General features: G+C 60.3%; 10 protein-coding genes. 7 read left to right on the top strand and 3 right to left on the bottom strand.

Annotation, left to right across the window (positions count from 1 at the left end; translation table 11 throughout):
• Nucleotides 1-75: 75 nt before the first annotated feature.
• The 7 genes from CD175_RS25620 (at nucleotide 76) to CD175_RS25650 (ending at nucleotide 9,765) form a co-directional block, all read left to right on the top strand.
• The gene (locus tag CD175_RS25620) at nucleotides 76-1,803 is read left to right on the top strand and encodes an ABC transporter ATP-binding protein/permease (protein ID WP_104450927.1); all 1,728 of its coding nucleotides are present in this window, start codon (nucleotides 76-78) and stop codon (nucleotides 1,801-1,803) included.
• 185 nt (nucleotides 1,804-1,988) lie between these two features.
• Entirely contained in the window at nucleotides 1,989-2,738 is a 750-nt protein-coding gene (locus CD175_RS25625; RefSeq protein ID WP_015093478.1) for a FadR/GntR family transcriptional regulator, read from the top strand.
• 406 nt (nucleotides 2,739-3,144) lie between these two features.
• Nucleotides 3,145-4,056, top strand: a complete 912-nt coding sequence (gene kdgD / locus CD175_RS25630; RefSeq protein WP_007976489.1) for a 5-dehydro-4-deoxyglucarate dehydratase — start codon at nucleotides 3,145-3,147, stop codon at nucleotides 4,054-4,056.
• 60 nt (nucleotides 4,057-4,116) lie between these two features.
• Entirely contained in the window at nucleotides 4,117-5,562 is a 1,446-nt protein-coding gene (locus CD175_RS25635) for an aldehyde dehydrogenase family protein (protein ID WP_104450928.1), read from the top strand.
• Nucleotides 5,563-5,648: 86 nt separating this feature from the next.
• Nucleotides 5,649-7,094, top strand: coding sequence for an MFS transporter (locus CD175_RS25640; protein ID WP_146094608.1), 1,446 nt, complete (start codon nucleotides 5,649-5,651; stop codon nucleotides 7,092-7,094).
• Nucleotides 7,095-7,105: 11 nt separating this feature from the next.
• The gene (gene garD, locus CD175_RS25645; RefSeq protein WP_104450929.1) at nucleotides 7,106-8,659 is read left to right on the top strand and encodes a galactarate dehydratase; all 1,554 of its coding nucleotides are present in this window, start codon (nucleotides 7,106-7,108) and stop codon (nucleotides 8,657-8,659) included.
• Nucleotides 8,660-8,823: 164 nt separating this feature from the next.
• On the top strand, nucleotides 8,824-9,765 hold the full coding sequence (locus CD175_RS25650; protein WP_104450930.1) for an AEC family transporter: 942 nt from the start codon (nucleotides 8,824-8,826) through the stop codon (nucleotides 9,763-9,765).
• Here the strand turns inward: CD175_RS25650 and CD175_RS25655 are convergent.
• The 3 genes from CD175_RS25655 to CD175_RS25665 all read right to left on the bottom strand — a co-directional run bounded on the left by CD175_RS25655 (nucleotide 9,762) and on the right by CD175_RS25665 (nucleotide 12,876).
• A complete protein-coding gene (locus CD175_RS25655; RefSeq protein WP_104450931.1) occupies nucleotides 9,762-11,243 on the bottom strand; it encodes a PhoPQ-activated pathogenicity-related family protein in 1,482 nt (493 codons plus the stop codon). The genes CD175_RS25650 and CD175_RS25655 overlap by 4 nt on opposite strands.
• Before the next feature lie 194 nt (nucleotides 11,244-11,437).
• Nucleotides 11,438-11,818, bottom strand: coding sequence for a carboxymuconolactone decarboxylase family protein (locus CD175_RS25660; protein WP_007976475.1), 381 nt, complete (start codon nucleotides 11,816-11,818; stop codon nucleotides 11,438-11,440).
• Nucleotides 11,815-12,876 carry a calcium/sodium antiporter gene (locus CD175_RS25665; RefSeq protein ID WP_007976473.1) on the bottom strand — a complete coding sequence of 354 codons (1,062 nt, stop codon included), beginning with the start codon at nucleotides 12,874-12,876 and terminating at the stop codon, nucleotides 11,815-11,817. Before CD175_RS25665 ends, CD175_RS25660 begins: the two co-directional genes overlap by 4 nt.
• Between the last annotated feature and the right edge of the window lies 1 nt (nucleotide 12,877).

A 12,877-nucleotide genomic window follows, 5' to 3' on the forward strand; every position in this document is an offset into this window, starting at 1 on the left:
CCGCATCTCGCGACAAACCGGACCGATCATCTATGATCGGTTCGTGCGTGTTCTTTTCTTTATTGAGCCTTATCCATGAATCAGAACGCTGAGTATTCCGCGGTCAACGACGCCGTGCGCGGGCAGTTTTTTCGCAAAGTGTGGGCAATGATCACGCCTTACTGGCGCAGTGAAGAGAAGGTCAAGGCCTGGACACTGCTGATCGCGGTGATTGCGCTGTCGCTGATCAGCGTGGGGATCTCGGTGTGGTTCAACACCTGGTACAAGGACTTCTACAACGCCCTGCAAAAGAAGGACGAGGCAGCGTTCTGGCAACTGATCCTGTATTTCTGTGCGATTGCGGCGGTGGCGATCGTCGGCGCGGTGTATCGGCTCTACCTGACGCAGATGTTGACGATCCGCTGGCGGGCGTGGCTCACCGAAAAGCATTTCAGCCGTTGGCTGGCGGACAAAAACTACTACCAGCTGGAGCAGGGCGGTTACACCGATAACCCCGACCAGCGGATTTCCGAAGACCTCAACAACTTCACCTCCAACACCCTTGAACTGGGTATCGGGCTGCTGCGCAATATCGTCAGCCTGGTGTCGTTCTCGATCATTCTGTGGGGCGTGTCGGGCAGTATCGAAGTGTTCGGCATCACCATTCCCGGCTACATGTTCTGGTGCGTGCTGGTCTACGCCGTGGTGGGCAGTTGGCTGACGCATTTGATCGGTCGTCGCCTGATAGGTCTGAACAACCAACAACAACGCTTCGAAGCCGACCTGCGTTTCTCCATGGTGCGGATTCGCGAGAATGCCGAAAGCATCGCGTTGTACAACGGCGAACCGAACGAAAATCGTCGGTTGAGCAGCCGCTTCGGGATGGTCTGGCATAACTTCTGGGACATCATGAAGGTGTCCAAGCGCCTGACGTTTTTCACCGCCGGTTACAGCCAGGCAGCCATCATCTTCCCGTTCATCGTTGCCTCGCCGCGTTACCTCGCTGGCAAGATCGAACTGGGCGAACTGATGCAGATCAGCTCGGCGTTCGGCAATGTGCAGGAAAGCTTCAGCTGGTTCATCAGCGCCTACCAGAGCCTCGCTTCCTGGCGTGCCACCTGCGATCGTCTGCTGAGCTTCCACCAGGCCATGCGTGACAACGAAGAGCGTGCGCCAGCCATCGACGTGCAGAATTCGGGCTCCGTCCTGAAGGTGCACAACCTTGGCCTCGACCTGGCGGAAGGTCGTCACCTGCTGACCAACGCCGACATGACCGTGGAGGAGGGCGACCGTGTGATGCTCAGCGGTCGCTCCGGCAGCGGCAAGTCCACCCTGCTGCGGGCAATGGGGCATCTGTGGCCGGCCGGCCACGGCAGTATTCGCCTGCCATCGGCACGTTACCTGTTCCTGCCGCAAAAACCGTACCTGCCGATTGGCACCCTGCGTGATGTCCTCAGTTATCCACAGCCCGGCGATACCTATCCGAAGGAGCGCTACGTGCAGGTGCTGGAAACCTGTCGTTTGCCGCACCTGATTGCCCGTCTCGACGAAGCCAACCACTGGCAGCGCATGTTGTCTCCGGGTGAGCAGCAGCGCCTGGCCTTTGCCCGTGCGCTGCTTTATGCACCGCAATGGCTGTACATGGACGAAGCGACTTCGGCGATGGACGAAGAAGACGAGGCCACGCTGTACCAGGCGTTGATCGATGAATTGCCGGGGCTGAGCATTGTCAGCGTCGGCCATCGCAGCAGCCTCAAGCGCTTCCATCCGCGGCATGTTCGTATTGAGAATGGTCATCTGGTGGAGCAGGCCGTGACCGCATAAACACCCCCGCCCCTGTAGGAGCTGCCGCAGGCTGCGATCTTTTGATCTTGATTTTAAAGAAGCAAGATCAAAAGATCGCAGCCTGCGGCAGCTCCTACAGGGGTTTAGGGGGATGGGTGATCGTACAACCGCGTTGCGCTATGATGCGCTTTCAGCCGCCGAACTTTTCGAGACCGATGTACACCATGGAAAACCCGATCGACACACCACGCCTCCCACGCAAGCGTCGCAGCCTCGCTCAGGAACTGGTGACGGTGCTGTCCGAGCAGATCCGCGACGGTCATCTCAAGCGTGGCGACAAGTTGCCCACCGAGTCGGCCATCATGGATGCCCATGGTGTCAGCCGCACGGTGGTGCGCGAAGCGATATCCCGTCTGCAGGCGGCCGGCCAGGTGGAAACCCGCCATGGCATCGGCACCTTCGTGCTCGACACGCCGAGCCCGAGCGGCTTTCGTATCGACCCGGCGACCGTGGTGACCTTGCGCGATGTGCTGGCGATCCTGGAGCTACGCATCAGCCTGGAAGTGGAGTCCGCCGGCCTGGCGGCGCAACGCCGCAGTCCGGAACAGCTGGCCAACATGCGCGCCGCCCTCGATGCGTTGAATGAAAGCGCCGCCCATGCCAGTGACGCCGTGGCTTCGGACTTCGCCTTCCACCTCGAAATAGCGCTGTCCACGGGCAACCGTTATTTCACCGACATCATGACCCACCTGGGCACCAGCATTATCCCGCGCACACGGTTGAATTCCGCGCGCCTGGCCCATGACGACCAGCAGCACTACATGGGTCGCCTGAGCCGTGAGCACGAGGAAATCTACGACGCCATTGCCCGTCAGGATTCCGATGCGGCCCGGGCCGCCATGCGTTTGCACCTGACCAACAGTCGTGAGCGGTTGCGCCATGCCCATGAAGAGGCTGAGGCGCAGCGGGGTTAGTCTTACTGCTTCGGGCGACTCATCGTCTGGCAAGCCGTCATCGCGAGCAGGCTCGCTCCCACAGTTGATTGCGGATGTTCACAGATGTTTGTGCGCGCAGGCGATCCCCTGTGGGAGCGAGCCTGCTCGCGATTGGGCCGCAAGCACGCCGCATTCTTCAGCCAGTCGCTGATCGATCTTCCGACAACGTATCTCCTCTGCTGTGAATGCGTCGCGCATTCCATTTCTTCTCTCGACACTGAAAGGCCCTTAAACGCGGGCTTGTGACCCTTCTTGTCGAACAATTTCCACCCCCCAGCGATGAAATGCAGTTGACGGTTGTATTTTAAGTTGTACGATGACCTACAACTTCAGCGCAGGCTGAACGGTTTTCTCACACAACGTCGCTATCCAGGGTGTTCGAATAATGAATCCACAAGAACTGAAGTCCATCCTCTCTTCCGGTCTGCTGTCTTTCCCGGTCACCGATTTCAATGCTCAGGGCGACTTCAATCGCGCGGGTTATATCAAGCGTCTCGAATGGCTGGCCCCATACGGCGCCTCGGCGCTGTTCGCCGCGGGCGGCACCGGTGAGTTCTTCTCTCTGGCGGCCAGCGAATATTCGGAAATCATCAAGACGGCGGTCGACACTTGCGCCACCAGCGTGCCAATCCTGGCCGGCGTGGGCGGTTCGACCCGCCAGGCCATCGAATACGCACAGGAAGCCGAGCGTCTGGGCGCCAAGGGCCTGTTGCTGCTGCCGCACTACCTGACTGAAGCCAGCCAGGACGGCGTTGCCGCCCACGTTGAAGCCGTGTGTAAATCGGTCAACATCGGCGTGGTGGTCTACAACCGTAACGTCTGCCGCCTGACCGCGCCGCTGCTGGAACGTCTGGCCGAGCGCTGCCCGAACCTGATCGGCTACAAGGATGGCCTGGGTGATATCGAGTTGATGGTGTCGATCCGTCGTCGCCTCGGTGATCGCTTCAGCTACCTGGGTGGCTTGCCGACCGCCGAAGTCTACGCCGCGGCCTACAAGGCACTGGGCGTGCCGGTCTACTCCTCGGCGGTGTTCAACTTCATCCCGAAAACCGCGATGGACTTCTACCACGCGATCGCTCGCGAAGATCACGCCACCGTCGGCAAGATCATCGACGACTTCTTCCTGCCGTACCTGGACATCCGTAACCGCAAGGCCGGTTATGCCGTGAGCATCGTCAAGGCCGGGGCAAAAATTGCCGGCTACGACGCCGGTCCCGTGCGTGCACCACTGACCGATCTGACCGGCGAAGAGTACGAAATGCTCGCCGCGCTGATCGACAAGCAAGGTGCTCAGTAACATCCGACAAAACCAGAGCCGCTGAGCGATCAGCGGTTTTTTGCGTGAGGAGAACATCTCGTGGCAGATGCAAAGCGTTTCGATAACTACATCAATGGCGAATGGGTCGCGGCCAGCGATTACTCGACCAACATCAACCCGTCCGAGTTGAGCGACGCCATCGGCGACTACGCCAAGGCTGACCTGGCCCAGGTCAACGCTGCCATCGACGCTGCCCGTGCCGCGTTCCCGGCGTGGTCCACTTCCGGCATCCAGGCGCGCCACGATTCCCTGGATAAAGTCGGCACTGAAATCCTCGCCCGCCGCGAAGAGCTCGGCACCCTGCTGGCCCGGGAAGAGGGCAAGACCCACCCGGAAGCCATCGGTGAAGTGACCCGCGCCGGCAACATTTTCAAGTTCTTCGCCGGCGAGTGCCTGCGTCTGTCCGGCGACTACCTGCCGTCGGTACGTCCGGGCGTCAACGTTGAAGTCACTCGCGAAGCCTTGGGCGTGGTCGGTCTGATCACCCCGTGGAACTTCCCGATCGCGATCCCTTCCTGGAAAATCGCCCCAGCCCTGGCCTACGGCAACTGCGTCGTGCTCAAACCGGCGGACCTGGTGCCGGGTTGCGCCTGGGCCCTGGCGGAAATCATCTCCCGCGCCGGTTTCCCGGCCGGCGTGTTCAACCTGGTGATGGGCAGCGGTCGCGTAGTCGGCGAAGCGCTGGTCAACAGCCCGAAAGTCGATGGCATCAGCTTCACCGGTTCGGTCGGTGTCGGTCGTCAGATCGCCGTCAACTGTGTATCGCGCCAGGCCAAGGTGCAGCTGGAAATGGGCGGCAAGAACCCGCAGATCATTCTCGACGATGCCGACCTCAAACAAGCGGTCGAGCTCTCGGTACAGAGCGCGTTCTACTCCACCGGCCAGCGTTGCACCGCTTCCAGCCGCTTTATCGTCACCGCTGGCATTCACGACAAGTTCGTCGAAGCCATGGCCGAACGCATGAAGTCGATCAAGGTCGGCCATGCGTTGAAGGCTGGCACCGACATCGGTCCGGTGGTCTCGCAAGCGCAACTTGAACAGGACATGAAGTACATCGACATCGGCCAGTCCGAAGGTGCACGTCTGGTCAGCGGTGGTGGTCTGGTGACCTGCGACACCGAGGGCTACTTCCTCGCGCCGACCCTGTTTGCCGACAGTGAAGCGTCGATGCGCATCAGCCGCGAAGAGATCTTCGGCCCGGTGGCCAACATCGTCCGCGTCGCCGATTACGAAGCCGCGCTGGCCATGGCCAACGACACCGAGTTCGGGCTGTCGGCGGGCATTGCCACCACCTCGCTGAAATACGCCAACCACTTCAAGCGCCACTCCCAGGCCGGGATGGTGATGGTCAACCTGCCGACCGCCGGTGTGGATTACCACGTTCCGTTCGGTGGGCGTAAAGGTTCATCCTATGGATCACGTGAGCAAGGTCGCTATGCGCAAGAGTTCTACACGGTCGTGAAGACCAGCTACATCGGTTCGTAAACGCAACACCCCCTGTAGGAGCTGCCGCAGGCTGCGATCTTTTGATCTTGATTTTCGGCGACCTCAAAGACGCCAAAGATCAAAAGATCGCAGCCTGCGGCAGCTCCTACAGGGGAAACAAAGATTCACCCGCGCATAAAAATAATCAGTGGGAGTACATCTACATGCAAACGACCAAGCCGACTCACGTCCGCTATTTGATCCTGCTCATGCTGTTCCTGGTGACCACGATCAACTACGCCGACCGCGCGACCATCGCCATCGCCGGCTCGAGCCTGCAAAAAGACCTCGGCATCGACGCGGTCACCCTCGGTTATATCTTCTCCGCATTCGGTTGGGCCTACGTGGCCGGGCAAATCCCCGGTGGCTGGTTGCTGGACCGTTTCGGTTCGAAAAAAATCTACGCGTTGAGCATCTTCACCTGGTCGCTGTTCACCGTCCTGCAGGGTTATGTCGGCGAGTTCGGCATGTCCACGGCGGTGGTTGCGCTGTTCATGCTGCGCTTTCTGGTCGGCCTGGCCGAAGCGCCATCCTTCCCCGGCAACGCCCGCATCGTGGCGGCCTGGTTTCCGACCGCTGAACGCGGCACCGCTTCGGCGATCTTCAACTCGGCGCAATACTTTGCCACCGTGTTGTTCGCACCGCTGATGGGCTGGATCGTCTACAGCTTCGGCTGGCAGCATGTATTCATCGTCATGGGCGTGATCGGCATCATCTTCTCCGGGATCTGGCTGAAGGTTATCCACAGCCCGCGCCAACACCCGATGATCAACGATGCCGAGTTCAAGCACATCGCCGACAACGGCGGCATGGTCGACATGGACCAGGACAAGGGCAAAGGCAAGAAGACCGACGGCCCGAAATGGGACTACATCCGTCAGTTGCTGACCAATCGCATGATGCTCGGCGTGTACCTGGGCCAGTACTGCATCAACGGCATCACTTACTTCTTCCTGACCTGGTTCCCAGTGTACCTGGTGCAGGAGCGCGGCATGACCATCCTCAAGGCCGGTTTCATCGCGTCCTTGCCGGCGATCTGCGGTTTCATCGGTGGCGTGCTCGGCGGAGTGATTTCCGATTACCTGCTGCGCAAAGGCCATTCCCTGACCTTCGCCCGCAAGGCGCCGATCATTGCCGGCCTGCTGGTTTCCAGCAGCATCGTGGCCTGCAACTACGTCGACGTAGAATGGATGGTCGTCGGCTTCATGGCCCTGGCGTTCTTCGGCAAAGGCGTTGGCGCACTGGGCTGGGCCGTGGTGTCCGATACTTCGCCGAAGCAGATCGCCGGTCTGAGCGGTGGCCTGTTCAACACCTTCGGTAACCTGGCTTCGATCACCACCCCGATCGTCATCGGCTACATCATCAGCTCCACCGGTTCGTTCAAGTGGGCGCTGGTGTTCGTCGGTTGCAACGCGCTGGTCGCGGTGTTCAGCTACCTGGTGATCGTAGGTCCGATCAAGCGTGTGGTGCTCAAAGAGCCTCCCGCGAATGGTACTGAAGCCCCTGGCAAATTGTCTCAAGCGCATTCCTGAGGAGCGGCGTCATGCAGTTGATTGAACATTCCGATTCGCCGCGCTACATCCGCCTGCACGAGCGGGATAACGTAGTGATCGTGGTCAACGATCAGGGCGTACCGGCTGGCACCGAATTTGCGGACGGCCTGGTGACCGTGGACTTCGTGCCACAGAGCCACAAGGTCACCCTGGAAGACATTCCCGAGGGCGGCCAGGTGATTCGTTACGGCCAGATCATTGGCTACGCCTTGCAGCCGATTCCCCGCGGCAGCTGGGTCAAGGAAGATCAACTGCGCATGCCGACCGCGCCACCGCTGGACAGCTTGCCGCTGTCCACCGACGTGCCAGTCGCGCAAGCACCGCTGGAAGGCTTCACCTTCGAGGGTTATCGCAATGCTGACGGCACCGTCGGCACGCGCAACATTCTCGGCATCACCACTACCGTGCAATGTGTGACAGGGGTGCTCGATCATGCGGTCAAGCGCATCAAGGCCGAGTTGCTGCCCAAGTACCCGCACGTCGATGACGTAGTAGCCCTGACCCACAGCTATGGCTGTGGCGTGGCGATCACCGCGACCGACGCGTACATCCCGATTCGCACGGTGCGCAACTTGGCGCGCAACCCGAACCTGGGCGGCGAGGCGCTGGTGATCAGCCTGGGCTGCGAGAAATTGCAGGCCGGGCAGGTGATGCACGAGAACGACAGTTCAGTGGACTTGAGCGAGCCATGGCTGTACCGCTTGCAGGACTCCAGCCACGGCTTCACCGAGATGATCGAGCAGATCATGGCGCTGGCCGAAACCCGTTTGAAGAAGCTCGATCAGCGTCGCCGGGAAACCGTGCCGGCGTCCGAGCTGATTCTCGGCATGCAGTGTGGCGGCAGTGATGCGTTCTCGGGCATCACCGCTAACCCGGCGCTGGGTTACGCCTCGGATCTGTTGCTGCGTGCGGGTGCGACGGTGATGTTCTCCGAAGTCACCGAAGTGCGCGACGCGATCTACCTGCTGACGTCCCGCGCGCAGAACAAGGAAGTCGCTCAGGAACTGGTGCGGGAAATGGACTGGTACGACCGTTACCTGGCCAAGGGCGAAGCGGACCGCAGCGCCAACACCACACCGGGCAACAAGAAGGGCGGGCTGTCGAACATTGTCGAGAAGTCCCTGGGCTCGATCGTCAAGTCCGGCAGCAGCGCGATCAACGGCGTGCTTGGCCCTGGCGAGCGTTTCAAGCGCAAAGGCCTGATCTTCTGCGCGACCCCGGCCAGCGACTTTGTCTGCGGGACGCTGCAACTGGCGGCGGGGATGAACCTGCATGTGTTCACCACCGGTCGCGGCACGCCTTACGGGCTGGCCATGGCGCCGGTGGTGAAGGTGTCGACCCGGACTGAATTGGCGCAGCGCTGGCCGGACCTGATCGACATCGACGCCGGGCGCATTGCCACCGGCCGCGCTTCCATTGAAGATCTCGGCTGGGAGTTGTTCCACTACTATCTGGACGTGGCCAGCGGCAAGAAGCAGACCTGGGCGGAGCAGCACAAGCTGCATAACGACATCACCCTGTTCAACCCGGCGCCGATTACGTAAGACCGCGTCGGCTGCATCGCTGGCAAGCCAGCTCCTACAGAATATGTGTTCGGCGCGATCCTGTAGGAGCTGGCTTGCCAGCGATAGCGGTCTACCAGACGCCGGAGTCTCCAGTGGCTTATCATTAGCCCCCTAACGACGCCCACCCCAAGGTCCTCTCCGGCATGCTGGTAATTTTCCTCGAAACCCTGAACATCACCGCGCCGGTATTCGCCATGCTGTTTCTGGGTGTGCTGCTCAAGCGCATCGACTGGATCAACGACAACTTCATCCACACGGCGTCGGCCCTGGTGTTCAACGTCACCATGCCGGCGCTGCTGTTTCTGGGCATCCTGCATGCCGACCTGCACGCGGCGTTGCAGCCGGCGCTGCTGATCTATTTCTCCCTCGCGACCCTGGTGGGCTTTGCCATCGCCTGGGGCTGGGCGATCTGGAAGTGTCCGCGGGAAGATCGGGGGATCTACACCCAGGGCGCCTTTCGCGGTAACAACGGGGTGATCGGCCTGGCGCTGGCGGCCAGCATGTACGGCGACTACGGGATTTCCCTCGGGGCGATCCTCGCGGCGCTGGTGATCCTGTTTTACAACACGCTCTCGACCATCGTTCTGGCGGTGTACAGCCCGGTGATCAAGTCCGATCCGTGGAGCATCTGCAAAAGCGTGTTCAGTAATCCGTTGATCATCAGCGTGATGGCGGCGGCGCCCTTCGCCTATTTCAAGATCGGCTTGCCGGGGTGGCTGGAGACCTCCGGCCAGTATCTGGCGCAAACCACCTTGCCACTGGCGCTGATCTGCATCGGCGGCACCTTGTCCATGGCGGCGCTGCGTAAAAGCGGCAACATGGCGCTGAGTTCAAGCCTGGTGAAGATGATCGGCTTGCCGATACTGGCGACGCTGGGCGCGTGGTTGTGGGGTTTTCGCGGCGCGGAATTGGGGATTCTGTTTCTGTACTTCGGCAGCCCGACCGCCGCTGCCAGTTTTGTGATGGCGCGGGCGGCCGAGGGCAATCATGAACTGGCGGCGGCGATTATCGTGATCACCACGCTGATGGCGGCGGTCACCACCAATGTGGGGATCTTCTTTTTGCAGTGGGGTGGGTGGATTTAGCGCCCTAGTTCATCTGCGAGGGTTTTGCACACCGGTTCGATCACCGGAGGTGCCTGGGTCGGATAGTGCGTGGGCATGACCTGCACCGGGGTTGTCACGACGAAGCCATCGGCAAAGGTCGTTTCGACAAAGGTCGCTTTCCAGCCAATTTCCGGTGTTTCGATCTGCATGTCGGCGTTGAGCGGGTCCGTGAGCTTTACGTCTTCGGGCACATATTGGATGCCGCAGGGGTGACGAAAGTCCCGGGCGACCGGATTTATCGCGGTCCACTGAACCACTCGCACCGGTGCTTCGGAAAAGTGCAGCCCCACCTTTTGTGTTGAAACATGCGGGTTGGCGCGCATGGAAATGACCGGCAAAGGCTTGTCCTGTTGCCAGCGATTGATGACCGGTATCAGCGAGTTCTCGACGAACCGGTTGATGCCGTAGTGGCTCGCATTGGGAGCGACTCGCAAGGCTTTCGGGCCTGGTAGCTGATCGAAGAAAAACTGTGAATTGTCTGGCAGGAAGAAATCGTCGCTGCTGGCGTTGACGATGTATTTCGGGATTGCCAGGCGATCGGCATAGCGGGTCTGCAGGTAGCTGAGCGGATCTTCGATTTTCATCAATCGGGCGAAATTTTCAGTCTTGATCTGTTGGGTGATGCCCTCGTGATGGTAGTCAAAGAACGCCAGTGGCCAGTTCTTGCCGTAGCTTTGATAGGTGTGTTCAAGCACTTTATCCATGCCCAGCACATCGATGACAAATGGCACGATGGCTGTGATCCGGTCATCGGCGATGGCTGTCAGCCAGGTAGTCCAGCCACGTTTTGATGCGCCGCTAGCGATGAAACGCTCTATCCCCCAAGGCTGCAGTTCCCTTTGCGCGAGGTCCATGGCCTTGACCATCGACACCACCATCGGCAGGCGCACCGACATGTACGGGCGCTGGTGGGGGTCTTCGAGAAAGAGTTTCCAGCTGTGGGCGACGCTGGCATCTTCCGTGCGCGCTATGCCGTCATCGGCATAGGTCAGGTACTGGTTCGGGACGTTGCTGACGGAAATGACAATAGTGCGTGTTCTACGCGCCACTTCAAGGGCCATGGCTTCGGTAAAGTCCGTCGGTTCGTCGGCGTTGTCTGGCCCGGCGTTGGGGGTTCCGTTGTTGGCCACCAGCAGCGACTGGCCGTGCAGGGCATTGTCCGGGATGTAGATGTCCACAGTGTGTTTCCACTGGATGGGGCTTACCAGTCCTTGTGGCGACCATTGCTGGGAGGATAGGTCGAAACTGCGCTTCTCCACACCGGGAAATGGCGTGTTGCCTTTGACGGAGTAAACCAGTGGGTTGGCGTCTTCGGCTTTCTTGTAGCAGGCAAGTACTTCGCTGAAGTCCTGGTTGCTGGTGTCGAAACACGCTTGGGTTGAGGCATGTATCGAACTGCTGACGAGCAGGCTGGATAACATCAATTTTGACAATACGAACCTGGCGTTCAATCCCATGGGAACCTTCCTTGTGATGCGGGGAAAGGTTCTGATCCTGAGTACAGCGAAGCTGCACCGACTGTTCCCCGTCGGTTTTTTTGTCGGCGCAGTGTGTCGAAAAGAGGCGTGCGGGAACAGGTTTGGCAGGGGGGCTTTTATTGTCGAAATATGTGGTTGAACCGTTCAACCACAAGCGTTGCCGAGTGAGGTGATCACTCCGGCTTCTGGTAGCTGTCGATCACTTCCTGCGCCGCGCGAAACGCATCAATCGCCGCCGGCACGCCGGCATACACCGCGCAATGCAGCAACGCCTCGCGAATTTCTTCCACGGTGCAGCCGTTGTTCAAGGCCCCACGCACGTGACCTTTCAATTCCTGCGGGCACTTGAGCGCGGTCAGGGCGGCGAGGGTGATCAGGCTACGGGTTTTCAGCGGCAGGCCTTCGCGATTCCACACGCCGCCCCAGGCGTGTTCATTGACAAAGTCCTGCAGCGGCTGGGTGAACTCGGTGGCATTGCCCAGTGCGCGGTCGACGAAGGCGTCGCCCATTACTTGGCGACGAACTTCAACGCCGGTTTTTTTGTTCTCGGTCATGGGACTTCCTTCTTATGGTGTTGGCGATGCCAGGCGCGTAGCGACGTGAACAGCAAAAACGCCACCAGCGCCGGCAGGACGAAAAACAGCATCAGGTGTTCCAGCTTGCCGGCCAGTGGCATGCCGGTGGTGAACGACACCACGTGCAGCCCATACGCCAGGTACAGACCCAGAAACAGCAGGCCTTCGGCGCGGGTCACCCGGTAGCCGGAATAGAACACCGGCAGGCACAGCGCCGCGACGCCGAGCATCACCGGCAGGTCGAAATCTAGGGCATTGGGCGACACAGACAGCGGCGATGGCGCCACCAGCGCGGTAAAGCCGAGCACACCCAGGAGGTTGAACAGGTTGCTGCCAATCACGTTGCCCACGGCGATATCGCGTTCGCCGCGCATTGCCGCAATCAACGAAGTGGCCAGCTCAGGCAGTGAGGTGCTGACGGCCACGATGGTCAGGCCGATGATCCGCTCCGACAACCCGAGATCGGTGGCGACCGCAACCGCGGCGCCCAGCAGCAAGTGCCCGGCGTACACCAGCATCGCCAGCCCGGCGACGATCATCAGCAGGCTGCTCAGCCATGGCGCTTGCGCATGATGGTCATGGCTCGATACCGGGCGTGCCGAGTGTCTCGACTGGCGCAGCAGCAACCCCAGGTAAATCGCCAGTGCCGTCAGCAGCATCACGCCGTCGACACGGGTCAGTTCTTCATTCCAGGCGAGTACGAACACCAGCAGGCTGGCACCGATCATCAGTGGAATATCCAGGCGCACCAATTGCCGGGAAACACGCAAAGGAATGATCAGGGCGGACAGCCCGAGGGTGACGAGGATGTTGAAGATGCTGCTGCCGATCACGCTGCCGACGGCGATGTCGGCATTGTGCGCCAGGGTCGCCTGCAGGCTGACCGCCATTTGTGGTGCGCTGCTGCCGAGGGCGACGATGGTCAGGCCGATGATCAGCGGGCGTATGTGCAACCGCGCGGCAATGCGTACGGCGGCGCGCACCATCAATTCGGCGCCGACAATCAGCAGGAACAATCCGCTGAGCAATTCGATCACG

Origin of the sequence: Pseudomonas laurylsulfatiphila, from assembly GCF_002934665.1 — a bacterium.
In the GTDB taxonomy this organism is placed as follows: Bacteria; Pseudomonadota; Gammaproteobacteria; order Pseudomonadales; family Pseudomonadaceae; genus Aquipseudomonas; species Aquipseudomonas laurylsulfatiphila.

Excerpts from the sequence above, each read along its gene's own strand:
- CD175_RS25620 (WP_104450927.1), top strand. The coding sequence starts at position 76 with ATGAATCAGAACGCTGAGTATTCCGCGGTCAACGACGCCGTGCGCGGG.
- CD175_RS25625 (WP_015093478.1), top strand. The coding sequence starts at position 1,989 with ATGGAAAACCCGATCGACACACCACGCCTCCCACGCAAGCGTCGCAGC.
- kdgD (WP_007976489.1), top strand. The coding sequence starts at position 3,145 with ATGAATCCACAAGAACTGAAGTCCATCCTCTCTTCCGGTCTGCTGTCT.
- garD (WP_104450929.1), top strand. The coding sequence starts at position 7,106 with ATGCAGTTGATTGAACATTCCGATTCGCCGCGCTACATCCGCCTGCAC.
- CD175_RS25650 (WP_104450930.1), top strand. The coding sequence starts at position 8,824 with ATGCTGGTAATTTTCCTCGAAACCCTGAACATCACCGCGCCGGTATTC.
- CD175_RS25655 (WP_104450931.1), bottom strand. The coding sequence starts at position 11,243 with ATGGGATTGAACGCCAGGTTCGTATTGTCAAAATTGATGTTATCCAGC.
- CD175_RS25660 (WP_007976475.1), bottom strand. The coding sequence starts at position 11,818 with ATGACCGAGAACAAAAAAACCGGCGTTGAAGTTCGTCGCCAAGTAATG.